We start from the raw sequence: 26,474 nt of genomic DNA, 5'->3' as shown, positions 1-26,474 counted from the left end.
GATGGCGGCGACTTCGTCGCAGCGCTGTCGACCGGACCGGAGTTCAATAGGCGTTGCGCCCCGTCCACCCCTTGAACGCCGTCCAGAAAATGATCCTCAAGTCCATCCAGAAGGTCCAGTTCCGGATATAGAAAATGTCGTGCTCCACCCGCTTGGCCATCTTGTCCAGGGTGTCGGTCTCGCCGCGATAGCCGTTGATCTGGGCCCAGCCCGTGATGCCCGGCTTGACGCGGTGGCGCAGCATGTAGAAGTCCAGCTGCTCCTTGTAGATGTTGTTGTGCGCCATGGCGTGCGGCCGGGGGCCCACCACGCTCATTTCGCCCTTCAGCACGTTGATGAACTGTGGCAGCTCGTCGAGGCTGGTACGGCGCAGGAAAGCACCAATCGGCGTCACCCGGCTGTCGCCCTTGGTCGCCTGCGTGATGACGCCGTGCTCGGCATGCACCTTCATGCTGCGGAACTTGTAGACGTGGATCAGGCGGCCATCCATGCCCAGGCGCTCCTGCTTGAAGAAGACCGGTCCCGGTGAGTCGCGTTTGATCAGGATGGCGATGAGCAGGAACAGTGGCGACAGCGCGACGAGCACCAGCGCCGAGAAGCTGCGGTCAAAGATGGCCTTGATGGTCCCGCGTACGCCGAGCGAGGGCGGCTTGTTCATTTCCACCGCCGGCATGCCCAGGAAGTTGCCGACGTTGTGGTTGAGCAGGTCCAGGTCCAGCACGCTCGGCATCCATTTGATGTCGATGAAGTCGTTGCGCAATGAAAAGGCGATCTCCTGCATCAGGCGGTGCTCGCTCATCGGGAGGGTGATCCAGATCTCATGGATCCCGTGCTTGCGGGCGAAATCGGCGATGTCTGTGCTGTCGGTGATGCGCCTTCGTCCCTCCGGCGTGGATTCGCCTTCAGGGGCATAGATGCCGCTGATCTTGAACCCGGTGGTGTGGCTTGCAGTCGCGCGGCGATACATCTCTTGCCCCGTCCGGCCAAAGCCGACGATGACCACGCGCTTGTTGTTGGCTCCGGCAACGCGCAGCAGGTTGAGCACGGCACGGGTCACTACGCGCAGGCCTACCAGCCCGGCCAGCGAGAAGCCGTACCAGTACACCATCCACAGGCGGGACAGGGAGTCGGCCTGATGCAGCAGGTAGGTCAGCAGCAGGCTGACCAGCCAGACCAGGCTCCAGGCGGACATCAGCCGCGCCGCGAGCGAGAACAGGCTGCGCCCGCGCCAGGAAGTGTAAACGTCGAACCCGGGCAGCACGATGAAAGCGATCGCACAGCCGAAGTACTGGATGAACTGGTGAATCGGCGCGTGCGCTGTGTCAAACCTCACCTCACTGGCCAGGATTGCCGCGAGCCATATGGCACCGGCGTCGAGCAGGCGAGCCATCAGCGCGAGCTGATCATGGTGCCTGGCGAACATATCGCGATAGATACCCAATTGCTTCCCCCAGAAGCGTTGAGTAATGGGCGTTCAAGCGAGTGCCCATGCCCTTGTTGTCTCCTCCGAACCTCCGGTCCGCGCGCAGTGGCGTCCAGGCTCGTTGCATGGCATGCATCGTTGCTGTGCATGCTCAAGGTGTGGACAAAGCCGAGTTGTGCGGGGCTGCCTTGCTGCAGCCGGTTCCATGGCGTGGCGGCGGTCAGCTAATGCCCGGTCACGGCCGCCTCCTTGTGGGCCGTCCATGAAACCGCAGCGCGCTTGTGCTGCCGGCATGCTTCGTGTTTTCAGGTGCGAATAATGCGATGCAGCGAAATGCGTCGGTACCCTTCATCAGAAGGGAAAGCCTAGCCTTGGCCGAGGACGCGTTGGACCTCTATTCGCGATGGCTTCTTCGATTTTTCGCGCGCGACGATGCCGTGCAACGGACTTCGGCGTTACCCCGCGCAAGGAGGGAAGCGAGAGGCCTGCGCCCCTCCGCACCGGGGGTGAGAATAAAAGGCATTGGCGAGCAGGTTCGGAACCGCCGAGTTTGTGTGATGCCCATCAACGGCCGACGTGGCATGTCAGCGGGCATCCTTCACTCAACCGCGGCAAGGAAATGAGAAAGAAGACAGAGCCACATACGGTATTCACGCGGGAACAGCTGGATGTGTATTTCGCTTCGTACGTAGGGATGGAAGGTGGAAATCCGGACGCTGCGGTATGGTTCTGCGATAGCTCCCCGCAGCCGAACGGTGCGTCGCTGTTGGCGCCGTTGGTCCCGCGACGCCAACCCGGCGCATGGGATGCCGCCTACCGTCGCAAGTATCGTCATCACATGGAGCGCTGGCAGTCGCACCAGCGGATTGCCCGCATCATGGCGGCCGCGCGTGCACAAGTCTTCAACACGGCCATAGGCGAGCAGGACTGGAAACACTACTTTGACCATGACTTGTACGCGCCGCAGGGCGCCGAGTTCAAGCTCAGCCTGTTCCCGTTGCCGGCGCGCCTGAGCAATCAGACACCGTGGTCGAAGGCGTTCCGCGGCCAGCCTGAACTGTTGCCGCGGCAGCGTTACCTCGACCTCTGCCGCAAAGGCCAGCGCTTTGCCTTCATCGATGCGATTCGCCGGCTCTGGAAGCCGAAGGTGGTGATATGCCTGGGCGAGCGGCACCTCGGCGACTTCGTGCAGGCGTTCGTGCTGGCGCAGGCACGCGCAAGCGACCAGGTCCTGCAGCCCGCCGACCAGCCCAAGACCTTGCGGGTGCTCGAGCGAGACGGCACCACGTGGCTCATCTGTCCGCCATTGGCCGGCGCAGCGGGATTGATGTCCGATGTGTTGCTTGATGCGATGGGGCGGTACATCACGCGTTGGTTGACGCCGGACGATTTCCCCGGGGCTCTCGAGCGGTGCAGGGGAGCCGATCGCGAGGGCGTCATGAGTGATGACGCATGCGGGCCGCAGATACCGTTCGCGTGACCGCATGGTCCGCGTCACAGGATTGGCTTTCCCCCGCCAAGTAGGGATGACACGGATTGGTGGATGCGTTCATCTGCGGGCTGCCGCGATCTGCAAGCTGCTGACACAGCACCCGCTCGCCAGTTTTGCGTGTGGCATCAGCGGCAGCGTAGTGCGCCGGAGGCTGTGCGCGGCAGTACTCCGGCGCAGTCTTCCCCACCATCTTTCGTTGTATCGAAGTATCGACCTGAGGAGAGCAGCGTGCAAACCAAAACCCGGAACATCTTCATGCTTGGCATCATGGCCAGCGCCGCAGCAACGCTGGTGGCTTGCGGTGGCGGCGGCGACGATTCGCCATCGCCTTCGCAACCTTCCGCCAGCGTGAGCGGCAAGGCAGTGGACTTCTACCTGTCCGGCTCAACCGTCACCTTCCTTGACTGCGACAACAAGACTGCGACCACGAATGCGAGCGGGGACTTTACCTTCCCGGCCGGTTGCACCAAGAGCGCGCTGAGAGTGACCGGCGGCACCGATATCGGTACCAACCAGCCGTTCACCGGCGTGCTGCAGGCACCGGCGCTGGATTACAAGCAGGGCGTGATTCCGGTGGCTTCGCCGCTGACAACCCTGGCGGTGCAGCTCGGCGCGGGCCAGTCGGCACCGCTGGCAACCGGCCTTGGCCTCGGAGGCAAGGACCTGACCACGCTCGATCCGATGCGGGACGCGGAAGCGCTGCGGGCGGCAGTCGTGGTACAGCAGTTGGTCGATCACGTCGCCAAGACGCTGACGGGCCTCGGAGAGGGCGGCACGCTGACTGCCGCGGATACGGCCGCAGCGGCCTCCAAGGCAGTCGCGAACGCCGTGGCGGGCGCGCCCGCCACTGCAGACCTGACCAGCGTTGCGCTGGTTACGAACGTGGTGTCCAGCGCCGTACAGAACGCGCAGGCCGGCCTGCCCGCCGAACTGCGCTCGGACATCGGCGTCGTGGCCACCAATGTGGCCGCACTGGCAGCGCCGGTAATCACGACCCAAGTGGCAAGCGTGAGCACCGCACTGGAGGCCGTCGATCTGGGTAGCAACCCCACCGAAACGTTGGCGGCGCTGACGGAAAGCGGCTCGCTCAACATCGTGACCGAGAGCGCGCAGTCCACCACGACCACGGCGCTGGTCCAGGCGGTGACGACCAACGGGCTGACGGATGCATCGATCACGAACACGCTGTCTGAACTAGGCACTGCGGTCTCGACCGGTAACACCACCGAGATCCAGCAGGTGGCTGCGGATCTGGGCAGCGCCGTGGACGCCGGCGCCATCAACAACGTGGCAAACGCGGTCGGGCTGAACAACTACCTGCTGCTGTCGAACCTGACGATCAACGGCGCCAACTACCCGATCACCGACACGATCTCGGCCTCGGGCGGCACGCTGGGCTCGATCCAGGTTGCGCTGACGCAGAATGGCAACGCCTTTAACGGCGGGCCGTCGCAGGTGCGCGCCGGGTTGAGCTATACCTACGGTGGCAACCAGGTCGATGTCATCATCGAGAACGTGACGCTGACGTTCAACGGGTCGCAACTGGTGGATGCCGTGGTGCCTGCCAATACCGCCTATTCGTTCCGGATCAGTGGCAACCTGTCTGCCTCGGCAAGCCTGACCAACAGCGTCGCCGACAGCCTGTTCTCCACGGCCAACGGCGGCTCGCTGAACCTGCCGTTCACGGTGTTCCTCGGCAAGCTCAGGTCTGCCGGCGCGCTGAGCCAGGCGCAGGTGGACGCGCTCACGCCAAAGGCCACGAGCACTTTCCCGGTGACGTTTGCCACAACCACCGGTGTCCGCGGCCGGGATGTGAAGGTGGGCATGCTGGTCAACGGCGACGTGGAATTCGCCAAGACGGCATCGGTGAAGACTGACACCGAGATGGTGGTCGGTGACGGCCTCAAGACTACGGTGACGCTGAACCCGTGATGGGCGCGTAATGGTGCCTTCCGCCAGGATGGGGAAGGCCAGGCCGCCCGGTCATCCGAACGCGAGTCTCAAGCCAGTCGCGAGGTTGACCGGGTGTTCTCTTGTCTGCGTCGAGCGCCTCCCGGAGCGCGGCACGCATGAGGCTTGCCCAGCGGCCTCGGAGTCTTCTATGCAGCTGATTCGCAAGCGCCGGCTAGACCACGCCTGCGCCCTGATGCTGGGCCTGTCGTGCGTGGCCACGGCCAGCGCCGCCCCCGACGATGTCTTCCTGCAGGCCGAGCCGGCCACCGGCGAGTTCACGTCGGTGCGGGTGGAGGCCAGCTACGACATGGTCAATCGCAGCGTCGACGTGTTCGACCTGCGCGGGCGCCAGGGACCCGTGTCGGATAACGCGGGCGATTACAGCGGTGGCAAGCTGATGCTGGGCTACAAGTTTTCGCCGCACTGGTCGGGATCGGCCACTTACTGGCGCCGCGGCATCGAGTACGGCGCCGACCGCAACCACATCGATACATGGATGCTGGCGATGCACTATGACCCGCTCGCCGAGGCCGGCGCGCGCGATCGCATCATGCTGCGCTTCTCGCTGTGGGGCGACCACGCCGGCAGCCTGAACCGCTCGTCGCCGGTGATGGTCCGCAACACCACGTTCAACAGCCTGACCGTGAACAACGCCAACGATGTGCAGGCCCAGGCCGACGTGATCTTCTCCGGCGAACTGACCGAGCGCAACCAGCTCACCGGCTTTATCGGGCTCGGCGTCAGCCGCGTCTCGGTCGGCAGCCTCAACACCCGGCTGCAGCGGGGCAACTGCAATTTCAATGTTGCCATCGGCTCGGACAATCTCGCCAATGGCCAGCTGGCGGCGCCATGCAACGTGGGCAACGTGACCCTGCAGTCGGCGTCGTTTGCCGTCAACGCCAGCCAGTTTGGCCTGGATTTCAACGACGATTTCAATTACACCGCGGGCTACCTGAACCTGGGCGGGTCCTGGCGCTGGAAGTACGAGCGCTTCGCCGCGCGCCTGGGCTACCAGTTCCAATACCTGCTGCGCAGCAATGTCGACAGCCGCGCCGAAACCTACGGCAATGCCCCGATCCGCTCCAACCATACGCTCGGCCTGGAATTGTCGTACGGGGTGGCGAAGAACGTGGAGGTGTTCCTGCGCGGCCAGGCGTCGCTGTACAACTTCGTCGGCACTATCCCGTTCCTCTACAACGCCACCACCGCCGGCAAGATGGATCGCTACTACGGCTATGGCTCGATCGGGATTCGATTTTCGGGATTCTGAGCGGCCCGCCGCGGCGGCCGTCCATGTCAGTAATCCGTGCGCAGATTTTTATCCCCTCCGGCGAGGGGATGGAAATATTGCGCGGCAAATATATTGCAGCGCAGCAGTCTGCTTATTTCAGACCTTAGAATATTGAAATTCCTATATCGGAAGGCTTTGGATAAAATCATTCCGATCCATAAAGGGCTGTCCAGACCCTATATCAGTTGAGCCGAACTGTGGCGCTTGCGGTTTTTTCGGGGCCGGCTTGCACTATTCGAGTGCGGACCAGCACCAGCTTTGCGCTGCCAGTTATTTCTTTTGTTTCAGGGGGAAGTCGAATAATGAATAAGTTTCGCTCCATTCAAATAAATCCAGGCCCCTAGTGGCTGGATCGGAGCCGCTCGCGGCTTCCGCCGTCCCCATCACCGGATTGCCAGGCAGGCCGCGTCGCATGCCGGCCGAGTCTGGTCCAAGTCATTCAAACCGGCAGTTCGGGGCATTATAAAAAAACCGGTGCCAGGATGCCGCTCGGGGGAGCGGTGCCTGCGGCCGTCCATATCCTGACTGCATAAAAATATTTTCGTATATGACCACGGCAGTACGCACGCCCGTAGCGGCGGCGGCATGTCGCGGCATTAAATATTGGGGGTCCCACTAAGCAGCAAGGGATAAAATGCAGCATACACGGATGTTCACGCGTCAGGAACTGGACCGGTATTTTGCCTCCTACGTCGGGATGGAAGGAGGCAATCCAAGGGCTGCCGTCTGGATATGCGACCGAAGTCCGGCCTGGTCGGAGCCTATCGTCGCACCGCTTCATCCACGCATGGCACCACCAGCCTGGGATACCGAGTTCCGCCACCAGCATCGGCACGACATGGCCAGGTGGTTCGGCCATCAGTGCGTGGCGCGCATCATGGCTGCCGCGCGGGCCGAGGCGCTGGGGGTCCGGCTCGGTGACAACGACTGGGAACACTATTACTGGGGCCATCTCTATTCGCCAGTGGGCGCCGAGTTCAGGTTGAGCCTGTTTCCGCTGCCGGCCCATGTCGACGGGCGAACCACGTGGTCCAAGGCATTCCGCGGGCAGCCGGAGCTGATTCCCCAGAAGCGCTACGTGACGTTGTGCCGGCAGGGCGAACGCTTCCGCTTCATTGCCAGGACCTGGGAGCGCTGGCGCCCCAAGGTGGTGGTCTGCCTGAGCCATCGCCATACCGACGAATACCTCGAAGCGTTCGCGCTGGACGGCCTCGCTGGCGAAGAGCACGCGCTGCGGCCGGCGGACCAGGCCAGGCGCCTGCATCTGTTCACCAGGGGCGGGACCACATGGATCGTCTGTCCCGCGATCGGCGGCAGTGCCGGCATGACCTCGCAGGTCCAGCTCGATGCGTTCGGCAAGTTTGTCGGCATGCGGCTGGCGGCCAGCGACTTCGAGCACTGCCTCGATCTGCAGGCGCACGAGCCGCCGGCCCCGCCGGAGCACCAGCCGCAGCCTTACCCGCTGCCGCCGGTCGAGGTTGCCGAGCGCGATATGGGGCATCGCATCGGGTCCGGCTTTGCCTGGCTGGAAGCGGCCAGGACGGGCACTTGCGAGTCCTTCGCCTAGGCATTGCGCTGGTCCCGGCAAGGCGCCGCCCGCGGCGCCTTTTTTACTTGGGCAGTGGCCGTGCGCGGCAAGTCCGGCATGCGAAGGCGGCAGCTCGACCATGGCCCGCGCGGCGGCGAACCGGCGCCGGTGCGCGCCGGTTTTGTATCGGTGTATTGGACCATCGCGCCCGGATACACGGCGATACATCCGGCCGCATTTCAGACACATGCCCGATGCGTTGGCTTCCTAGACTTGCGTTCGGGTTCACAAACACGCATACAGGAGAAACCACATGCCGAACGCCATCAATCTGCCCCGTCGGGGCTTTCTGGGTGCCGCCGCGGTGACGCTGGCGGCCGGTTCGCTGGGCCTGCAACGCGCCGCGCACGCACAGGCCGGCGGGGCGCGGGGCGCAGCGTTGCCCGCGATCGCACCGGGCACGCATACGGCCTTTGCGCCGATCCGCCATATCGACGCAGGCGTGCTCAACGTCGGCTACGCCGAGGCCGGCCCCGCGGACGGGCCGGTTGCCTTGCTGCTGCACGGCTGGCCCTATGACATCCACAGCTTTGCCGATGTGGCGCCTCTGCTGGCGGCGCGCGGCTATCGGGTGATCGTGCCTTATCTGCGCGGCTATGGCTCGACCACGTTCCTGGCGGCCGATACGCTGCGCAACGGCCAGCCATCGGCCATCGCCGTCGACATGATCGCGTTGATGGATGCCCTGAAGATCGAGCATGCCGTGGTGGCGGGCTTCGACTGGGGCGCGCGCACCGCCGACATCATGGCGGCGCTGTGGCCGCAGCGTTGCCGGGCGCTGGTTTCGGTCAGCGGCTACCTGATCGGCAGCCAGGCGGCCGGCCAGCAGCCGCTGTCGCCGGAGGCCGAGCTGCAGTGGTGGTACCAGTTCTATTTCGCCACCGACCGTGGCCGCGCCGGCTACCAGAAGTACACGCACCAGTTCGCCAGGCTGATCTGGAAACTGGCGTCGCCGCAATGGAACTTTGACGATGCCACGTTCGCGCGCAGCGCTGCGGCGCTCGACAATCCCGACCATGTCGCCATCACTATCCACAACTACCGCTGGCGACAGGGCCTGGCCGCCGGCGAGCCCCGCTTCGACGCAATCGAGCAGCGGCTGGCCACGGCGCCTGCCATCGGCGTGCCCACCATCACCATCGAGGGCGATGCCAACGGCGCGCCGCACCCCCAGCCGAGCGCCTATGCCGGCAAGTTCACCGGCTGGTACGAACACCGGACCCTGACCGGCGGGGTGGGCCACAATCCGCCGCAGGAAGCGCCGACCGCCTTTGCGCAGGCCGTGATCGATGTCGACCGGCACGCGCCCGTGCGCACCGCGCGCGACGCGGCATGAGCGGCGCCGCCGGTTTTCGTTTCCGCGTGGATGGGGCTTTCAAAACAGCGCGATGATGTTGTAGAATTCGCGCTTCGCTGAACGGCGATATGTTCCCTGATAGCTCAGTCGGTAGAGCGACGGACTGTTAATCCGCAGGTCCCTGGTTCGAGCCCAGGTCGGGGAGCCAGCATGCGGGAGTAGCTCAGTTGGTAGAGCGCAACCTTGCCAAGGTTGAGGTCGCGAGTTCGAGACTCGTCTCCCGCTCCAGATCATTCCGCGTGGTCCCACGCCGGAACACGCCCATGTGGCTCAGTGGCAGAGCACTCCCTTGGTAAGGGAGAGGTCGGCAGTTCGATCCTGCCCATGGGCACCATTCTCCCGTCCGGTTTGTCGATCGTTGCGCTGGCGAACGCCGGCGCTTAAAGATCCGGCGTTTGCACATCCGCCTCGGCCCGCGTTGCCAGCCTGCGGTTGTGCCGGCGCATGCCGTCAAAAATCGCGTCGGCCAGATCCAGCGGAAAATCTGTCGGCAATGCCGACGCGACGGTGTCGATGACCTGCGCGGTCCGTTCCGTCACCTGGTCCAACATGGACTCCACGTCGGCGGGCGAGAAGCCAATGCGCTGCCCCTGTGCCAGCCAGTGGCGCCGTCGGATCTCATGGATGGCGTAGTGGCGGTTCCGGCCATGCAGCGCCATCGCCAGCCGGGCCTTCTGCGGCGCCAACTGGTTGCGGCCGCGGCCGATGACCGGATGCGCCGACAGGACGTCGTACAGCGGCGTCGCCTCATACTGGCTGCCGGGCAGGTGGCTGATGCTGAAATTCTTGGCATGGCCGTCGGTTGCCGCCAGCAGCCAGAACACCACCTGCGCCATGAAGAAGTGGCTGCGGTCAGCGGGCGCCGCGCGCGATCCGGACAGGATCTCGGCAATCTGCCGGATGCCCGGTCCGCCGTCGGACTCATATTTCTGCAAGGCCGAGGTGCCGGTGGCCTGGCACATGTCTTCCTGCGGCAGGCGCAGCAGCCAGGTGCCGCGGCTCGACGGCCTGCGGTCGAAGCGTTCCACCACCAGCGCCTTGGTGTCGGCAAAACGGGCGATCTCGCACTGCGCCACCGGCAGGCCATAGGCCGCCACGATCTGCGCGCAGAGCCATTCGTTTTCCACCGAGGTGCGCATGTCGGCGCGCATGTTGCCGACCAGTCCGAGCGGCAGCTTGAAGATATGCGTGGTCGGCGTGCTGCCCTGGGGCAGCTGCCATTGTCCGTGCCAGCGCAGCAGCGCGGTTTTCTCTTGCGCGCCGGCGATCGACAGGCGCAGGTCGTCGATGGGTTCGCGATGGCCGAGCACGGGGGCCGACGTGGTTTCGTGCAGCAGTGCCGCGATCTCGTCTTCGTTGAGCGCGCGGCCGCTGACCGTCTGCAGCGCCTCGGGCGCTTCGCCGGGCGGCAGCATCTGGATGGCGCCGACGCAGTCGCGTCCCACCTTGGCCAGCAGCGCGAAGGCATCGGTGCCGCCGGCCCGATAGCGCGCCGCGATCCGGCGCCGGATGACATCGCTGTCCGGCAGCAGGTTGTCGAAATAGTTGGCCACGGGGGGGCCGCGATGCGGCTGGTTGCCCGGTGTGAAGGGCAGCGACAAGGACAACGGGCGTCCCTGCGGGTCGGAGATCCAGTCTTCGCGATAGACCAGCCGGTCACCGCCGGCCCCGGTTTCCCAATGGCCGACCGGGATGCCGTTCATCCACAGGTCGAGGCGGTTGCCTTGCCGCGCGCGCGCCATGGTCACCAGTCCTCGCGCGGGCGCCGGCCAGTCGCGGGGCGGGCCGGCTCGGTCTTGCCCGCCGGCGCCCCGGGCTTGGCTCGGGGGCGGGCGGGCGCGGGCTGCGCGGCGGCGCCAGCTTCGGTCTGCGACAACACGAGTTCGACGCCGAGCAGGCGCAGCACCCGCAACAGGCGTTCGACGCTGACGGCGGCGGGGTTGGCTTCCAGTTCGGCATAGGTCTGCTGTGTGACCCCGAGATGCTCTGCCATCATGGCCTGGGTCAGGCCGCGGGACTTGCGGAATCCCTGCAGAATCGGACGCAACTGGTGGATGGTCTTGATGGCGTAGTGCATGGCGCGTTGTGCGAGCCGGCAGAGCGCCGGACGGATACAGGATATTACCTGTTACGCGCATTTACAAGCTTTGGCCTGTTATTCGTGGAAACAGGCTATTGGCTGTATTCCCTGTATTCCCTGTATTCCCTGTATTTCCTTTTCTGCCGGGCGGAGCCTCCGAGGGTTCCGGGCCGCCCGCAACGGGCCGCAAACCTGCCGCAGACCCGCCGCTCAGCGCTGCGGCACGCGGCGTAGCTCCCCATATAAAAATCTAGAACGCGGGGCAGGACGCAAGTTTCGGCGGGCACGCGCCGGTCTGTGCTCCGGCGGCCACCGAAGAGCGGCGATGCACGGTGTCACCGGTTGCCAGTCGCGGAGGCGCCGCCCCCACATGCCTGCCTCGTTCAGCGCCCCATGCCGGTCCCGGGAGCGCCGCCCGACGGCCCCGTCGTGCCGGTACCGCCCGTGCCCGTGCTCGGCGCATCCGTTCCGCCGCCACGCGTGGTCCCCGAGCCGCTGACCGACGGCGAACCGGTCGAGCCGGATGGCGCGGTCACGCCCGATGCCCCGGCGGCATGGCCGGCGCCGGCATCGGTGCCATGCCGCTTACCGGATGACATGCGCGAGCTACCTTGCTTGTCGCTGCTGCTGGCCTTGCCGCCGTCGGTCACGCTGGTGCCGGTCCCGGGCGTGCCCAGGCTGCCCGGGGTGCCGGTCGTGCCCGACGGGCCCGTGCCGGCGCTGCCGCCGCCCGAGCTGCCGCCAGCGCCACCACCCGCGCCACCCGCGCCCTGTGCCAGTACCGCACCGCTTGCCAGCGCCGTGCAGGCAAGCCACGCCATCATCCATGTCCGTGCTTTCATCATCGTCTCCTTGCGTTGGAAGCACCGTAGCCGCAAGGGGCGTTCCAACCCCCGCGCGTGCTGCCGCGCACACCGTTGCAAGGTTTGCCGGTGCCGGCGGGCAATAGTTACCGCAGGCCACATCGGCCAGAGTTGGCGGCCGCGGCCCGCGGTATATCGCTGTGCATGGCGCGAGCCTTGGCAACAGGCATATGGATTGCTTAAGAGCGATAGAAGTCATCTCCGCGTCGGCGGTGGTATCTATGGAGCCTGCGATGGACGCCCCGGCAACCAACTACAAGAAATTCGGCGGACTGCGCGGCCGCATGCTCATCGTCGGTTTCGGCAGCATCGCGCGCTCCGTGTTGCCCGTCCTGCTGCGCCATCTCGACATCACTCCCGGGCAGATCACCGTGGTCTGTCCGGCCGCCAACGATACTTCCATCGCCCAGGCGTATGGGATCCGTGTCGTGCCCAAGGCGCTGACCGAGGAGAACCACAAGCAGGTCCTGCAAGACCTCGTCGGCGCAGGAGACTTCCTGCTGAACCTGTCGATCAACGTCTCCAGCGAGGCGCTGGTGCGCTATTGCTGGGAGCATGGCGCGCTGTACCTGGATACCTCGATCGAGCCGTGGGCGGGCGCGGCCACGGATCCGGCCGCGCCGCTGTCACGCCGCAGCAACTATGCCTTGCGCGAAGGCGTGCTGGCATTCCGACTCGACAAGCGCGACGGGCCCACCGCGATCCTGACGCAAGGCGCCAACCCGGGCCTGGTGTCGGCGCTGGTCAAGCAGGCGCTGGTCAATATCGCGGCGGACAACGGTCTCGACCATGAGCCGCCGGCAAGCTTCGAGGACTGGGCGACGCTGGCGCGGCAGCTCGATATCCGCGTCATCCACGTCGCCGAGCAAGACACGCAGGTCGGCGCCAGGCGCAAGCTCGCCAACGAGTTCATCAACACGTGGTCGGTCGACGCCTTTATCGAGGAAGGGATGCAGCCGGCGGAGCTCGGCTGGGGAACGCACGAGCGGCACTGGCCGGCGGATGCGCGGCGGCACGGGTTCGGCTCTGATGCGGCGGTGTACCTGACGCGTCCGGGATTCGGCACGCGCGTGCGCAGCTGGACGCCGCTGGGCGGCCCTTACCACGGCTTCCTGATCACGCACGGCGAGTCGATTTCGATCGCCGATCACCTCACCCTGCGCGACAACGGCGAAGTCGTTTACCGGCCGACGGTGCACTATGCCTACCGCCCATGCGATGACGCGCTGTTGTCGATCGACGAACTGATGGGGAACGGCGGCCGCAAGCAAGACAACCAGCGCATCCTGCGCGACGACATCGTCGCCGGCATGGATGAGCTCGGGGTGTTGCTGATGGGCAATGCGCGCGGCGTTTACTGGTACGGCTCCAGGCTGACCACGGACCACGCCCGGCAACTCGTGGAACACAACACCGCCACCAGCCTGCAGGTAGGCGCCGGCATCCTGGGCGGCGTGGTCTGGGCGCTGGAGCATCCGCGCGCGGGCGTGGTCGAGCCGGACGACCTGGATTACGAAGCCGTGCTGCGCATCGCGCGGCCGTACCTGGGCGAACTGGTCGGCGTCTATGGCGACTGGACGCCGCTGACGCAGCACTCGCCACTGTTTCCGGAAGCGGGCGATGAAGATCCATGGCAGTTTGTCAACGTGCGCGTGCCGTAGGCGCCGGCCTGGCGCAATCGGAGCCGAAGACGATGTCGGGGCTGCTGCAAAAGGAACTGGGCGTCATCGAGAACTCGTATTACGAGGCGAGCGTCGACCGGCCAGCGCCGAGCCAGCCGCTGCTGGGGCGCACGGATGCGGAAGTGTGCGTGGTGGGCGGCGGCTATGCCGGACTGTCGTGCGCGCTGGAACTGGCCGCGCGCGGTTTTCACGTCACGCTGCTCGAGGCGCAGCGGATCGGCTGGGGCGCTTCCGGGCGCAATGGCGGCCAGGCCATCGTCGGCTTCGGCGCGGAGGGGGAGGGCGCGATCGAGCGCCAGTGCCCGGCCGCGGTGGCACACGCGGCCTGGAAGGCATCGGTCGAGGGCATGCGGCTGCTGGAGCACCGCATCGCCACCTACGGCATCGCCTGCGACCACGTGCGCGGCTACATGACGCTGGCGCCAAAGCCGCACAAGGTGGAGGGTTTGCGCCGATGGGTGGACCATATGCACCAGCGCTATGACTATCCGCTCGAATGGGTCGAGCGCTCGCAGCTTGGCCGCCATGTCGCCAGCGACCGCTTTGTCGCCGGGGCGTATGACCCGCACTCGGGCCACCTGCATCCGCTGAAGTACTGCCTGGGGCTGGGCGCTGCGGCGCGCCGGCAGGGTGTCGAGGTCTTCGAGAATTCGGCCGCCTATCGGGTCGAGCGCGACCGGGCGCCGGTGGTGAGGACGGCCGAGGGCGAAGTGCGGTGCCGGCAGGTCGTGCTGGCGGGCAACGTCTACCTGGGCGAGTTCGGCGACCATCTCGCGCCGGAGATCGCGGCGCGGATCATGCCGGTGGGGACGTACATGATCGCCACCGAGCCGATGGACGCGCAGCGGGCCCGCGCGCTGATGCCAAGCCGGGTCGCGGTCTCCGACAACAACCTGATCGTCGACTATTTCCGCCTCAGTGCCGACAACCGCTTGCTGTTCGGGGCCGGGGAGACCTTCAGCGCGCGCCCGCCCGGGAATCTGGTGCAGCGGATCCGCGCGCGCATGCTACAGGTCTTTCCGCAGACGGCGGACCTGAATATCGATTATTCCTGGGGCGGCTTCGTCGATATCACCATGAACCGCGCGCCCGACCTGGGCCGCATTGGCACCAACCTCTACTATGCGCAGGGGTTCTCCGGTCACGGCCTGTCGTTTGCCGGCATGGCCGGCAAACTGATTGCCGAGGCGATGAGCGGCGACGCCTCGAGATTCGACGTCTTTACACGCATCCGGCATCACCGCTTTCCGGGCGGCGCGCTGTTCCGGACCCCGGCGCTGGTGCTCGGGATGTGGTACTACAAGCTGCGCGACCTGCTGTAAGCGCCGGGCTGGTTACCGCGAAGGGGCGGGCGGCGTCTGCACGCCCACGCCATGGACGTGCACCATCTTCCCGCCCAGCCAACCGGACACCACCAGCAGGCCGATGGCGATCGCCGACAGCACGATGGCACCGGCACCGGCCCCGCGCATGCGCCACCAGGCATTGACGACATAGAGCGCGACCACCGTCAGGTTGATGGCCATGTGCAGCAGCGCAATGCGGCGGATGCCGCTGGGCAGCGAGAGCAGGTCGATCAACCCGGGCAGGGCCGCGACCAATGCTCCAATGATGCCGCCGACCATGGCATACAGGGCCACTACGGGCCAGTTGGGACTGGTGCCGCCGAAATAGCGGATCAGGTCGCAGGCGAAGGAAAAGATCCACAAGCCGATGGGGATGGTGATCAGCATCGGGTGGATGGGATGCTTGGCAATGCTGGCGGGGGTGAGCATGGCGGACTCCTTTACGTTCCGGGCGCACAAGGGCGCTTGCGTGCGCCGTTCTATTGCGATGCCATGGCAATGCCACCGCAAGATCGGCGCGGCGTGCTTCCCCGGTTCAATGACGGTGCTGTTCGTCCCGTGTCAGGTCGACCGGTTCCAGTCCACTTTTCGCCGGACCATGCAGCACCGAGCCGTCGACGCCGAAGCGCGAGCCATGGCATGGGCAATCAAAGGATTGCTCCAGGCTGTTCCACTGCACCAGGCACTTCAGGTGCGGGCAGGTGGCGTCGAAGGTGTGCAGGACCCCATCGACATCGCGGAACGCGGCCACGTGCCGGCCGCCGGCCTTGACCACATGCCCCCCACCGGCGGGGATGGCGTCGAGCGCCATGCCGTCGTCCTTGCCGAGCCAGTCGGCATACTGGGCCACCACATTGGCGTTCTCGCGCGCGTACTCGACCACGGCTGTTACCGACTTGCGCGACGGATCGTAGAGCTCGGCCCAGTCATTGGTGCGGTCCGTGATCTGGTCGCGGATCAGCATGCCGGCGATCGCGCCGTGGGTCATGCCATTGCCGGAATCGCCGGTCACCACATAGACATAGGTGTCGCCCGGGTTGCGGCCGATAAAGGCGACGCCGTCGACCGGCTCCATCACCTGGCCCGACCATGCGAACACGGGTTCGTCGACCACCGGGAAGCGCTGGCGGGTCCAGTCGACCAGCCTGGCGAAGCGCTGTTGCCCATCGTCCGCCTGGCCCACCTTGTGGTCTTCGCCGCCGCTGATCAGCAACTGGTATCCGGCATCGAGATCGCCGGCAATGCGCACGTAGTGGTAGGGATCGAGCGTGTCCCAGAACTGGCACATCGGCATGCTGCCGCGCGGCACTTTCAGGCCCACCACAAAGGTCCGGTACCCGGCCTGCTTGGTATGAATGGCAAAGCGGTCGATAAACGGGGTATTGGTGGCGACGATGACATGGCCGGCCTCGATGCGCGCGCCGCTGGCCGTGCGCACCGTAGCCGGGTGGCCGTCGCTGACTTCGATTGCACGGGTCTTGCCGTACACCCTGCCGCCCCGGCGCTGGATGGCGTCGACCAGGCCGCCAAGGTACTTCAGCGGATGGAGCTGGCCTTGCCGGGGAAATCGCAATGCCGAGCGCAGCGCCACCTTGCCGGTCGGCACGTCGCTGACCCGCTCGACCTCCTCGAGGCCGGCGCGGTGCGCGGCGTCGAGTTCCCTAGAGAGGAGTTCGTCCCCCTCGGATGATTCGGCGAAGAGGTAGCCGTCCACACGCCGGAAGTCGCAATCGATAGACTCTGCGGCGCAGATCGACTCTATCCTCGACACCGCCGCCGCGTGGCTGCGGGCTACCTGGCGCGCAGCCTGAGGCCCCAGGTGGCGCTCGATGTAGAAAAAATAATCGTCGAAAGCCGTCATCAGGTGCGCGGTGGTCCTGCCGGTCTCGCCGGCGCCAGGGCCGTCCGCATCGATCACGATCACGGCCAGGCCGGCCGCGGCCAGTTCATAGGCGACCGACAGGCCGGCGATACCCGCGCCGATCACGCAAGCGTCGCACACCGCGTCGCCGTCCAGGGGCGGGCTGGTCAGTGTGGTCCCGGTTGCCCAGTATGAAATCGTCATGCCGCCCGACCTCCGTTTGTGCTGCCTATCTTAGTGATAGGTCAGTGGTGCCGGCGCAGGTATCCGGCGCGGTCCTACAGTAGGCCGGCTGCTCCCCCATATTTGCCGGGGTAATATTGACTTCTTATTTTATCCGGGTAATATTTGGCGATGTTCCTCTTTATCTTTCGCCGATTCGCCATGATCCCGCCAACGCCTCACCACTTCACCACTTTCGACGGCCACCGCCGCATTGCCAGCGGCCCGCTGCCGGACAATGCACTTGCGCTCAGGCGGGCACTGGAGGCGGGCGCGGCGGGGCCGGTACTGGTGTTCGACGACAGCACCGGCCGCTCGATCGACCTCGATACCAGTGGCACCGAAGCCGAGGTCCGCACACGGTCGGCACGGCGCGCGGCGCAGCTGACCTCGCCGCAGCCGGCGGCTGGCGAGGGCGATGCCGCTCCCGACGCTGCGGAACCGCGTGGCCGCGGTCGGCCCAGGCTGGGTGTGGTGTCGCGCGAGGTCACGCTGCTGCCGCGCCACTGGGAATGGCTGGCTGCGCAGCCGGGCGGCGCGTCGGTGGCGCTGCGCAAGCTGGTCGAGCAGGCGCGCCGCGATCACGCCGGCAAGGACCGCAGCCGTGCGGCGAGCGAGCGCGCCTATCACTTCATGGTGGCCATTGCCGGTGATCTTGCCGGCTTCGAGGAAGCCAGCCGGGCCCTGTTCGCCAACGATCTGGAAGGCTTTGCAAGGCAGATCGCGGCATGGCCGGCGGATGTGCGCGAACACGCGCTGCGGCTGGCCCAGAGCGACGCCTGAGCGGCGCCGTCAGGTCCCGCCGAGCAGGTCGTGCGCATCGACGATCGCGTAGGCGATCTCGGGATGCGCCTCCATGCTGCGCCGGATCGCGGCCGGGATCGACTGGCGGATCTTGCGGCACAGGCCGGGCTGCTCCAGCACCTGGATGCTGATGCCGCGCACGGTGCGCACGCCGCGCGCGCTGGGCGTGATGCTCAGCACGATGCCGAGCTGGGCCTGCATCAGGGCCTCCATCCGTTGCAGCTCTGGCAGGCTGGTCAGGCTTTCGAGGCGTTCCACCAGCCGTTTTTCCTCGGCGCGCGTCAGGCGCAGCACCCGCAGGTCGGCATCCGGGTCGCTCAGCAGCGCTTCGCGACCGCAGATGCAGGTGCCGGGCGGACATTCCGTGCGAAGGGGGAACGGCGCATTCATGTAGGGCGCGGCCGCTGGGCCGCCGGATTGCGGGGACGATGGCCGGATATGGTAAATCAGGTTGCAGCCAGCCTGGGCATCGCCGGGCAGCAGCGAAGGCCAATCCGGTCTATGCTCGCGGCTGCGGCCGGCGCCTCATGGCGCGGCCGCCACGACGAGAACACCAACCCCTGCACAGGAGACGCCCCCATGGCCCTCTCGATGTACGACGTTTCGATCCCTCCCTTTATCCGCGCGCTGGGCAACCTCGACGCGATCCTCGCCAAGGGCGCGGCGCACGCTCAGGCGCAGGGGATGGACCCGGCCGACCTGATCCAGACCCGCCTGATTGCCGATATGGATCCGCTGCCGGCGCAGGTGCAGCGCGCCAGCGATGCCGCCAAGGGCTGCGCCGCGCGGCTGGCCGGGATCGAGGTGCCGTCCTTTGCCGACACCGAAGCGACCTTCGCGGAGCTGCAGGACCGGATCGGCCGCACCATCGCGTTCCTGGAGCAGATCACGCCGGCGCAGCTGGAAGGCAGCGCACAGCGCGCGATCGAACTGAAGCTGCCCCAGGGCCCCCTGCGCTTCGACGGCAAGTCGTATCTGCTCGGCTTTGCCTTGCCCAATTTCTATTTCCATGTGACCACCGCCTACGACATCCTGCGCCACAAGGGGGTGCAAATCGGCAAGCGCGACTATCTTGGGCTGAAATAGCCGGTGCGGGCCGGGGAAGGGGCGGGCACGGCACCGCACTTCCTGCGCGCACGGCTACGGAGCGCGATGGCGGTCCGGTGCCGGCTTGCCGGCCGCCGAACCGTGGCAGCGCCACCAGGGCCGGCTAAGCGAAAACCCTGAGCCCTCTGGTATACTTGCGGCACGTCCGGCCTGTGCCGGACGCAGCCTGCGACAGGCCAGGACAGCCCCTCCCGGCAGCCCCCACGCTGCCAGCACAGCCGCCCCGATCGATACGTTCCGGTCCCCATCGAGGGCGCGACCACGCGGCAACGCGCGAGGTCCGGCACCGGCCCTGCCCATCCTTTTCTGAACCCCGGCCAGCCCAGCGCTGCCATACGCTATTTGCGGTCCGAGAGAGACCTCACGCATGACTTACGCCGTCAAGGAAATCTTCTATACGCTGCAGGGCGAAGGCGCCAACGCCGGCCGCGCCGCGGTGTTCTGCCGCTTTGCCGGCTGCAACCTGTGGAGCGGCCGCGAGGAAGACCGCGCCAGCGCGGTGTGCCAGTTCTGCGATACGGATTTCGTCGGCACCGATGGCACGCGCGGCGGCAAGTACCGCACCGCCGAGGAACTGGCCGCGGTGGTCGCGTCGGAGTGGCCGCAAGGCGCCGGCGGCAAGCCACTGGTGGTCTGCACCGGGGGCGAGCCGCTCCTGCAGCTCGACGCGCCGCTGATCGACGCGCTGCATGCCCAGGGCTTCGAGATCGCGATCGAGACCAACGGCACCATCGCCGTGCCGCCTGGCATCGACTGGATCTGCGTCAGCCCCAAGATGGGCTCGGAGTTGGTGGTCACGCGCGGCGACGAGCTGAAGGTGGTGATTCCGCAAGACGGGCAGGACTTTGCCGCATACGAGAAGCTTGATTTCCGCCATTTCCTGGTGCAGGCCATGGATGGTCCGCTGGCAAGGGAAAATACCGCCGCGGCGGTGGCCTTCTGCCAGCGCCACCCGCGCTGGCGGCTGTCGCTGCAGACCCACAAGCTGCTGGGCATCCGCTGAATGGCAGTGACGGTGGCTGGCCCGACGGCGGCACAGTGTTGGCGCAAGGTCGCATAAGGTACGGAATTCAGTCCACAATACAGGCTTCGGACGCACGCGCGGCGTCCGCTTCAACGCAGGCGGCCGGCACCGGCGCCGGACCACATGAGCAAACAAGTTTCCATTACCCGCCGGCTGGAGTTCGACTCCGGCCACCGCATCCCCAACCATTGCGGGCAGTGCCGCAATATCCACGGCCATCGCTACCGGCTGGACCTGACGCTGTCGGGCGAGGTGCTGCACCGCGAGGGCGCCTCCGATGACGGCATGATCCTGGATTTCGGCGACATCAAGACGCTGGCCAACGAGCACCTGGTCAGCAAGTGGGACCACGCCTTCCTGATCTACCGCGGCGACACCGCGCTGCTGAACTTCCTGCAATCGATGGAAGGGCACAAGACCGTGGTGCTGGACGCGATTCCGACCGTGGAAAACCTGGCCCAGGTGGCCTTCGACATCCTGGCGCCGGTGTTCAAGGACTGCTTCGGCCACCACCTGCAACTGACGCGGCTGGTGCTGTTCGAAACGCCCAACTGCTGGGCCGAGGTCAGCGCACCGGCGGTGCTGCCCGCGCAGGACTGAGCGGGCAGCGATGACCCAGCCGCCGCTGCCGCCACTACCGTTGCGCGCGCCGCGCGCGTTGCCGGACGATCCGGCGCAAGCCGCCGAGCGCGACGCGCGCTACATGCGCGCCGCGCTCGAGGAAGCCCGCCTGGCCGAAGCCGCGGGTGAGGTGCCGGTGGGCGCCGTGGTGGTCTGGAACGACACCATCATCGCCCGCGGCCACAACCTGCCGATCCGCTCGGTCGATCCGTCCGCGCACGCCGAAATGCAGGCCCTGCGCGCCGCCGCCCAAGTCATCGGCAATTACCGCATGCCTGAGTGCGAGCTGTACGTGACGCTGGAGCCGTGCGCCATGTGCAGCGGCGCGATCCTGCACGCACGGCTGCGCCACGTGGTGTTCGGCGCGAGCGATCCCAAGACCGGCGCGGCCGGCAGCGTGGTCAACCTGTTCGAACAGGCGCAGCTTAACCACCAGACCACCATCACCGGTGGCGTGCTGGCCGATCCCTGCAGCCAGCTGCTGAAGGATTTCTTCGGCGCCCGGCGCCGGGCGCAGAAGGCGGCACGCCAGCCGGCCGCCAATCCCGACCAGAACCACGACACTGAAGCATGAGCACGCCGACCTGCATGCCGCCGCATACTGAAGTCCGACTGATCGCCTCGTCCGGGTATCCGCACGATGTCGCCGTCGCCGCGCGCGGCTGTGCCTGGCTCAAGCAGCATGGCTACCACATGACCAACCCGGACGTGCTGGCACGGCGCTACCTGCGCTTTGGCGGCACCGACGCGGAGCGGCTGGCCGACCTGCACGCAATCGGCACCGGGGTTGCGCATGAACTGACGCTGGCGGTGCGCGGCGGCTATGGCATCGCGCGGCTGCTGGGGCAGGTCGACTTTGCCCGCATCGCCGAACAGGCGCGCGCCAGCGGCACGCCCATCGTCGGGCACAGCGACTTCACCGCCTTCCAGCTGGCGTACCTGGCGGCCACCGGTGGCATCACCTTTGCCGGGCCGATGCTGCTGGCCGACTTTGGTGCGGAAGGCGTCGATACGTACATGTGGGAGCACTTCGAAGGCATCCTGCGTAACCCTGCCTACCGCGTCGACATCGCCGCGCCGCAGTCCGGCGGCCAGCCGTTCTCCGGCAGCGTCGAAGGCACGCTGTGGGGCGGCAATCTGGCGATGCTGTGCAGCCTGCTGGGCACGCCGTTCATGCCGCGGGTGCAGGGCGGGGTGCTGTTCCTGGAAGATATCAACGAGCCGCCGTACCGCGTCGAGCGCATGCTGATCCAGCTGCAGCAGGCCGGCGTGCTGGGCGCGCAGCGCGCCATCGTGCTGGGCGATTTCTCCAATTACCGCGTCACCGACTACGACAACGGCTACGACATGGACGCCGTGGTGGCCTACCTGCGCGAGCAGTTGACGGTGCCGGTGCTGACCGGATTGCCGTTCGGGCATTGCGCCCCCAAGCTGACGCTGCCGGTCGGTGCGCACGTGCGGCTGTCGGCACGCGCCGACGGCTTCAGCATGGCGTTCTCGGGCTACCCCGCGCTGCCGCCGCGGGCCTGAGCCGCGCGTCCTGCGGCGCGCGCGCCGGTCGCAAGGAATGCGTCCGGATGATAGAATACGCGGTTATTTCCTGATTTCCTGCCGGGTTCTCGCATGAACCGGGCGTGGCCCGTGCCGCAGCGCCAGCCATGGCCGCCGGAATCCTTCCGGCCCGCGCCGCGGCGCCACACTCTCCAGACAAGGTTCCAGACGTGCTTTCTACCGCAAACATCACCATGCAGTTCGGCCCCAAGCCGTTGTTCGAGAATATCTCGGTCAAGTTCGGCGAGGGCAACCGCTACGGCCTGATCGGCGCGAACGGCTGCGGCAAGTCCACCTTCATGAAGATCCTGGGCGGCGACCTCGAGCCGTCGTCGGGCAACGTCATGCTGGAGCCTGGCATTCGCCTGGGCAAGCTGCGCCAGGACCAGTTCGCGTATGAAGACATGCGCGTGCTCGACGTGGTGATGATGGGCCACACCGAGATGTGGGGCGCAGCGCAGGAGCGCGACGCCATCTACGCCAACCCGGAAGCGAGCGACGAAGACTACATGAAGGCCGCCGAGCTCGAGGCCAAGTACGCCGAATACGACGGCTACACCGCCGAGGCGCGCGCCGGCGAACTGCTGCTGGGCGTGGGCATTCCCACCGCGCAGCACCAGGGACCGATGAGCGACGTGGCGCCGGGCTGGAAGCTGCGCGTGCTGCTGGCGCAGGCACTGTTCTCGAATCCGGACGTGCTGCTGCTGGACGAGCCGACCAACAACCTGGACATCAACACGATCCGCTGGCTGGAGACCGTGCTCAACGAGCGCAACTCCACCATGATCATCATTTCCCACGATCGCCACTTCCTGAACTCGGTCTGCACCCACATGGCCGACATGGACTACGGCACGCTCAAGGTCTACCCGGGCAACTACGACGACTACATGGAAGCGTCGATGCAGGCCCGTGAACGCCAGATGGCCGCCAACGCGCGCGCCAAGGAGCGCATCAGCGAACTGCAGGACTTCGTGCGCCGCTTCTCGGCCAACAAGTCCAAGGCCCGCCAGGCGACCTCGCGCGCCAAGCAGATCGAGAAGATCAAGGTCGAGGACATCAAGCCGTCGTCGCGCCAGAACCCGTTTATCCGCTTCGAGTTCGAGAAGAAGCTGCACAACCTCGCGGTCGAGGTGGAAGGCATCACCAAGACCTACGACCGCAAGATCATCGACAATCTCTCCCTGGCGATCCAGGCCGGCGAGCGCGTGGCGATCATCGGCGAGAACGGCGCGGGCAAGACCACGCTGCTGCGCAGCCTGCTCAACGGCGCGGTGCAGACCGGCGTGCAGCGCGGCGTCGAGGTGGACCGCGGCACGGTCAAGTGGGCCGAGAATGCCAACGTCGGCTATATGCCGCAGGACACCTACGAGGAATTCCCCACGGACCGCGACGTGATGGACTGGATGAGCCAGTGGACGCAGGCCGGCGACGACGAAACCTCGCTGCGCGGCACGCTGGGGCGCCTGCTGTTCTCGGCCGACGACATCAGGAAGAACGTCAAGGTCCTGTCCGGCGGCGAGAAGGGCCGCATGATCTGGGGCAAGCTGATGCTGGGCCGCCACAACGTGCTGGCGCTGGACGAGCCGACCAACCACATGGACATGGAATCGATCGAGTCGATGCAGATCGCGCTGGACAAGTTCCAGGGCACGCTGATCTTCGTCTCGCACGACCGCGAGTTCGTCAGTGGCCTGGCTACGCGCGTGATCGAAATCCGCACCGACGGTACGCTGACCGATTACCTCGGTACCTATGACGAGTACCTGCAGTCGCAGGGGATCGACGGCTGATCGCCGCGCCCTCCGCATGCTGAAGGCCGCCTCCGGGCGGCCTTTTTGCTGTCGGGCGGCCTGTGTATCAGATGGCGCTGCCGTCGCGGACCTGGTCCAGCTGCGCGATGATGGCACGGGCGGTGATGTCGCCGCGGGCCTTGAGCAGGGCCGCATGCAGCGGTTCGCGCAGCGCCATCAGCGCGGGCAGGTCCGAAGCCTTCTCCACCTTGACCTGCAGCATGTAGCCGCGCAGCCCGAGATGCTGCCCGATCACGTCGGTATAGAAGTGGTAGAGGCGCTGGTAGGCCTGGATCTCGGCGGGCGAGTGGACTTCGGCCGCACTGGGGGGGGGCGCCGCCGCTACCTCGGGAACCGGCGCATGGCGCATCGCATACACCGAGAACAAATTGGTATCCGGTGCCGGCGGGGCGGCTCGCGCCGGTTCATGCGGCGCGGCGGCGGAGGGCTGGGCCGGCTCTGCGACGGCTTCGACCAGCCCCAGCCGCAGCAGCGTTGCCATGGCCTCCGCGCCGATCCCCATGCCCGCCACCTGTGCCAGCAAAGCCTGCTCGCGGCGCTCGCCATTGACCATCAGCAGCAGCGCGCGCAGCTTGTGGTCCAGTTTGCGCGCGCGACTGCGGATTTCGTCCTGCCCCGCCTCCGTCTTGCGGTAGATCGGATCGACCATGCCTCGCTCCCTTAGTCTTGTTATGGACGGCCGCGGGGGCGTGCAGCCCGTCCGCGAGCCGCGGCCGATTATCGCCATATTGTTGTGCCGAGCCGCAGGCGCAGCCGGCGGCATATCCCCCGGCGCCAAAAACATGGGCCCGATTCCGCTCTACAATGTGCCTGCACCATAAAAGTAACAAAAAATTGCAATCGCCAATTTACCAAACCGAGAACTGTGGCCATGCAACAACGAGACAAACTCTTCATCAACGGCAAGTGGGTCGCACCCCACGGTAACGGCAAGATCGATGTCATCCATTCCGCCACCGAAGCGGTGATGGGGACGATCCCGGAAGGCTCGGCCCGCGACGCGGAAGACGCCATCCAGGCGGCGCGCGCGGCCTTCGATGGCTGGTCGGCAACGCCGCCGGCCGTGCGCGCCGGCTATATAGCGAAGATCGCCGAAGGGCTGAAGGCGCGCAGCGAAGAATTGGCGCAGCTGATCGCCGGTGAAGTCGGCATGCCGATCAAGCTGGCGCGCGCGATCCAGGTGGGCGGCCCGGTCTACAACTGGGGCCAGGCCGCCAGGCTGGTGGAAGGGTTCAGCTTCGAGGAAGAAGTGGGCAATTCGCTGGTAGTGCGCGAGCCGGTGGGCGTGGTCGGCGCCATCACGCCGTGGAACTACCCGCTCAACCAGATCACGCTGAAGGTGGCGCCGGCACTGGCGGCGGGCTGCACGGTGGTGCTCAAGCCGTCCGAGGTGGCGCCGCTCAACGCCTTCGTGCTGGCCGAGGTGATCGAGGCCGCGGGGCTGCCGCCGGGCGTGTTCAACCTGGTGACCGGCTATGGCCCAGTGGTGGGCGAGGTGCTGGCCAGCCATCCGGAAGTCGACATGGTGTCGTTCACCGGCTCGACCCGCGCCGGCAAGCGCGTGTCCGAGCTGGCCGCGCAGACCGTCAAGCGGGTGGCGCTGGAACTGGGCGGCAAGTCGGCCTCGGTGATCCTGGACGATGCCGACCTGCCGGCGGCCGTGAAGGGCACCATCAATGCCTGTTTCCTGAACTCCGGCCAGACCTGCTCGGCGCACACCCGCATGCTGGTGCCGCGCACCCGCTATGACGAAGTCAAGGCGATCGCGCAGAAGGTGGTGGCCGGCTTTACCGTGGGCGATCCGCTGCAGGAAACCAGCAAGCTGGGTCCGCTGATCTCCGCCGTGCAGAAGGACCGCGTGACCGGCTATATCCGCCGCGGCTTGGAAGAGGGCGCCGAACTGGTGGCCGGCGGCCCCGAGGCGCCGGAGGGGCTGGACCGGGGCTTCTTCGTCAAGCCGACCGTGCTGGGCAACGTCGAGCCGCGCGCGACCGTGGCGCAGGAAGAGATCTTCGGCCCGGTGCTGTCGATCATCTGCTATGACACCGAGGAAGACGCGGTGCGCATTGCCAACGACAGCATCTACGGCCTGGGCGGCGGCGTGTGGTCAGGCGACGAGGCGCGCGCGATTCGCGTGGCGCGCCGCATCCGCACCGGCCAGGTCGATATCAACGGCGGACCGTTCAACATGCAGGCGCCGTTCGGCGGCTACAAGCAGTCTGGCAACGGGCGCGAAGCCGGCAAGTACGGCCTGGAGGAGTTCCTGGAGTACAAGTCGCTGCAGCTGAAGAAGCCGGCTGCCTGACGCGCTGGCACGCAACGCGGAAATGCCCGGCTGGTCCGGGCATTTTTTCGTGCGGACAATGCGGGGATAATGCGCGGGAAACACATACAA

General features: G+C 66.4%; 23 protein-coding genes and 3 tRNA genes. 18 read left to right on the top strand and 8 right to left on the bottom strand.

Features of this window, described 5'->3' with window-relative positions; translation table 11 throughout:
• Positions 1-43 precede the first annotated feature (43 nt).
• The gene (locus tag E5S69_RS24910) at positions 44-1,423 is read right to left on the bottom strand and encodes an undecaprenyl-phosphate glucose phosphotransferase (RefSeq protein ID WP_171517227.1); all 1,380 of its coding nucleotides are present in this window, start codon (positions 1,421-1,423) and stop codon (positions 44-46) included.
• Between the two features lie 619 nt (positions 1,424-2,042).
• Between E5S69_RS24910 and E5S69_RS24905 the strand changes: the two genes are divergently transcribed.
• From E5S69_RS24905 to E5S69_RS24870, 8 genes are all read left to right on the top strand, one after another.
• Positions 2,043-2,903 (top strand): transcriptional regulator, encoded by an 861-nt coding sequence (locus E5S69_RS24905; protein ID WP_236901428.1) that lies wholly within the window; start codon positions 2,043-2,045, stop codon positions 2,901-2,903.
• Between the two features lie 240 nt (positions 2,904-3,143).
• Positions 3,144-4,847 (top strand): hypothetical protein, encoded by a 1,704-nt coding sequence (locus tag E5S69_RS24900; protein WP_171517132.1) that lies wholly within the window; start codon positions 3,144-3,146, stop codon positions 4,845-4,847.
• Between the two features lie 169 nt (positions 4,848-5,016).
• Positions 5,017-6,138: a hypothetical protein gene (locus E5S69_RS24895; protein ID WP_171517131.1), complete on the top strand. Its 1,122-nt coding sequence runs from the start codon at positions 5,017-5,019 to the stop codon at positions 6,136-6,138.
• 808 nt (positions 6,139-6,946) lie between these two features.
• Positions 6,947-7,726 carry a transcriptional regulator gene (locus E5S69_RS24890; protein ID WP_236901427.1) on the top strand — a complete coding sequence of 260 codons (780 nt, stop codon included), beginning with the start codon at positions 6,947-6,949 and terminating at the stop codon, positions 7,724-7,726.
• A gap of 274 nt (positions 7,727-8,000) precedes the next feature.
• Positions 8,001-9,083: an alpha/beta fold hydrolase gene (locus E5S69_RS24885; RefSeq protein ID WP_171517129.1), complete on the top strand. Its 1,083-nt coding sequence runs from the start codon at positions 8,001-8,003 to the stop codon at positions 9,081-9,083.
• A gap of 93 nt (positions 9,084-9,176) precedes the next feature.
• Positions 9,177-9,252, top strand: a tRNA-Asn gene (locus tag E5S69_RS24880).
• Positions 9,253-9,256: 4 nt separating this feature from the next.
• Positions 9,257-9,332: transfer RNA gene (locus tag E5S69_RS24875), tRNA-Gly, on the top strand.
• A gap of 31 nt (positions 9,333-9,363) precedes the next feature.
• Positions 9,364-9,438 (top strand) — tRNA-Thr (locus E5S69_RS24870).
• Positions 9,439-9,484: 46 nt separating this feature from the next.
• Here the strand turns inward: E5S69_RS24870 and E5S69_RS24865 are convergent.
• From E5S69_RS24865 to E5S69_RS24855, 3 genes are all read right to left on the bottom strand, one after another.
• Positions 9,485-10,846, bottom strand: coding sequence for a type II toxin-antitoxin system HipA family toxin (locus E5S69_RS24865; protein WP_171517128.1), 1,362 nt, complete (start codon positions 10,844-10,846; stop codon positions 9,485-9,487).
• Between the two features lie 2 nt (positions 10,847-10,848).
• Positions 10,849-11,181, bottom strand: coding sequence for a helix-turn-helix transcriptional regulator (locus E5S69_RS24860; protein WP_171517127.1), 333 nt, complete (start codon positions 11,179-11,181; stop codon positions 10,849-10,851).
• Between the two features lie 386 nt (positions 11,182-11,567).
• Complete coding sequence (locus tag E5S69_RS24855; RefSeq protein ID WP_236901426.1) at positions 11,568-12,026, bottom strand: hypothetical protein; 459 nt, start codon at positions 12,024-12,026, stop codon at positions 11,568-11,570.
• A 254-nt stretch (positions 12,027-12,280) separates the two neighbouring features.
• Here E5S69_RS24855 and E5S69_RS24850 point away from each other — a divergent pair, with 254 nt between their 5' ends.
• Complete coding sequence (locus E5S69_RS24850; protein WP_171517126.1) at positions 12,281-13,708, top strand: homospermidine synthase; 1,428 nt, start codon at positions 12,281-12,283, stop codon at positions 13,706-13,708.
• Positions 13,709-13,740: 32 nt separating this feature from the next.
• Positions 13,741-15,051 carry an NAD(P)/FAD-dependent oxidoreductase gene (locus E5S69_RS24845; RefSeq protein WP_171517225.1) on the top strand — a complete coding sequence of 437 codons (1,311 nt, stop codon included), beginning with the start codon at positions 13,741-13,743 and terminating at the stop codon, positions 15,049-15,051.
• A 12-nt stretch (positions 15,052-15,063) separates the two neighbouring features.
• On the opposite strand, the gene E5S69_RS24840 is transcribed toward E5S69_RS24845, so the two are convergent.
• Together E5S69_RS24840 and E5S69_RS24835 are read right to left on the bottom strand one after the other, a co-directional pair.
• The gene (locus E5S69_RS24840) at positions 15,064-15,504 is read right to left on the bottom strand and encodes a DUF2231 domain-containing protein (RefSeq protein WP_171517125.1); all 441 of its coding nucleotides are present in this window, start codon (positions 15,502-15,504) and stop codon (positions 15,064-15,066) included.
• Positions 15,505-15,610: 106 nt separating this feature from the next.
• A complete protein-coding gene (locus E5S69_RS24835) occupies positions 15,611-17,140 on the bottom strand; it encodes an FAD-dependent oxidoreductase (RefSeq protein ID WP_171517124.1) in 1,530 nt (509 codons plus the stop codon).
• Between the two features lie 180 nt (positions 17,141-17,320).
• Between E5S69_RS24835 and E5S69_RS24830 the strand changes: the two genes are divergently transcribed.
• Positions 17,321-17,941: a DUF2239 family protein gene (locus E5S69_RS24830; protein ID WP_171517123.1), complete on the top strand. Its 621-nt coding sequence runs from the start codon at positions 17,321-17,323 to the stop codon at positions 17,939-17,941.
• A 9-nt stretch (positions 17,942-17,950) separates the two neighbouring features.
• Here the strand turns inward: E5S69_RS24830 and E5S69_RS24825 are convergent, their stop codons facing one another.
• Positions 17,951-18,352, bottom strand: a complete 402-nt coding sequence (locus E5S69_RS24825; RefSeq protein WP_171517122.1) for a hypothetical protein — start codon at positions 18,350-18,352, stop codon at positions 17,951-17,953.
• A 189-nt stretch (positions 18,353-18,541) separates the two neighbouring features.
• Between E5S69_RS24825 and E5S69_RS24820 the strand changes: the two genes are divergently transcribed.
• The 6 genes from E5S69_RS24820 to E5S69_RS24795 all read left to right on the top strand — a co-directional run bounded on the left by E5S69_RS24820 (position 18,542) and on the right by E5S69_RS24795 (position 24,058).
• Positions 18,542-19,048: a DUF1993 domain-containing protein gene (locus tag E5S69_RS24820; protein WP_171517121.1), complete on the top strand. Its 507-nt coding sequence runs from the start codon at positions 18,542-18,544 to the stop codon at positions 19,046-19,048.
• A 388-nt stretch (positions 19,049-19,436) separates the two neighbouring features.
• Positions 19,437-20,072: a 7-carboxy-7-deazaguanine synthase gene (queE, locus tag E5S69_RS24815; protein ID WP_171517120.1), complete on the top strand. Its 636-nt coding sequence runs from the start codon at positions 19,437-19,439 to the stop codon at positions 20,070-20,072.
• A 144-nt stretch (positions 20,073-20,216) separates the two neighbouring features.
• Complete coding sequence (locus tag E5S69_RS24810; RefSeq protein WP_039007124.1) at positions 20,217-20,693, top strand: 6-pyruvoyl trahydropterin synthase family protein; 477 nt, start codon at positions 20,217-20,219, stop codon at positions 20,691-20,693.
• Between the two features lie 10 nt (positions 20,694-20,703).
• Positions 20,704-21,288, top strand: a complete 585-nt coding sequence (gene tadA / locus E5S69_RS24805) for a tRNA adenosine(34) deaminase TadA (RefSeq protein ID WP_171517119.1) — start codon at positions 20,704-20,706, stop codon at positions 21,286-21,288.
• Positions 21,285-22,244 carry a muramoyltetrapeptide carboxypeptidase gene (gene ldcA, locus E5S69_RS24800; protein ID WP_171517118.1) on the top strand — a complete coding sequence of 320 codons (960 nt, stop codon included), beginning with the start codon at positions 21,285-21,287 and terminating at the stop codon, positions 22,242-22,244. Before tadA ends, ldcA begins: the two co-directional genes overlap by 4 nt.
• 191 nt (positions 22,245-22,435) lie before the next feature.
• Positions 22,436-24,058 (top strand): ABC-F family ATPase, encoded by a 1,623-nt coding sequence (locus E5S69_RS24795; protein ID WP_171517117.1) that lies wholly within the window; start codon positions 22,436-22,438, stop codon positions 24,056-24,058.
• A 67-nt stretch (positions 24,059-24,125) separates the two neighbouring features.
• On the opposite strand, the gene E5S69_RS24790 is transcribed toward E5S69_RS24795, so the two are convergent.
• Complete coding sequence (locus E5S69_RS24790) at positions 24,126-24,728, bottom strand: hypothetical protein (RefSeq protein ID WP_171517116.1); 603 nt, start codon at positions 24,726-24,728, stop codon at positions 24,126-24,128.
• 222 nt (positions 24,729-24,950) lie between these two features.
• Here E5S69_RS24790 and E5S69_RS24785 point away from each other — a divergent pair, with 222 nt between their 5' ends.
• Positions 24,951-26,384, top strand: coding sequence for an aldehyde dehydrogenase family protein (locus E5S69_RS24785; protein ID WP_171517115.1), 1,434 nt, complete (start codon positions 24,951-24,953; stop codon positions 26,382-26,384).
• Positions 26,385-26,474: the final 90 nt, after the last annotated feature.

The sequence above is a fragment of the Cupriavidus necator genome (assembly GCF_013141915.1).
Classification (GTDB): domain Bacteria; phylum Pseudomonadota; class Gammaproteobacteria; order Burkholderiales; family Burkholderiaceae; genus Cupriavidus; species Cupriavidus necator_B.
Note: the sequence above shows the minus strand (reverse complement) of the source record. Positions and strands in the feature narration are given on the sequence as shown.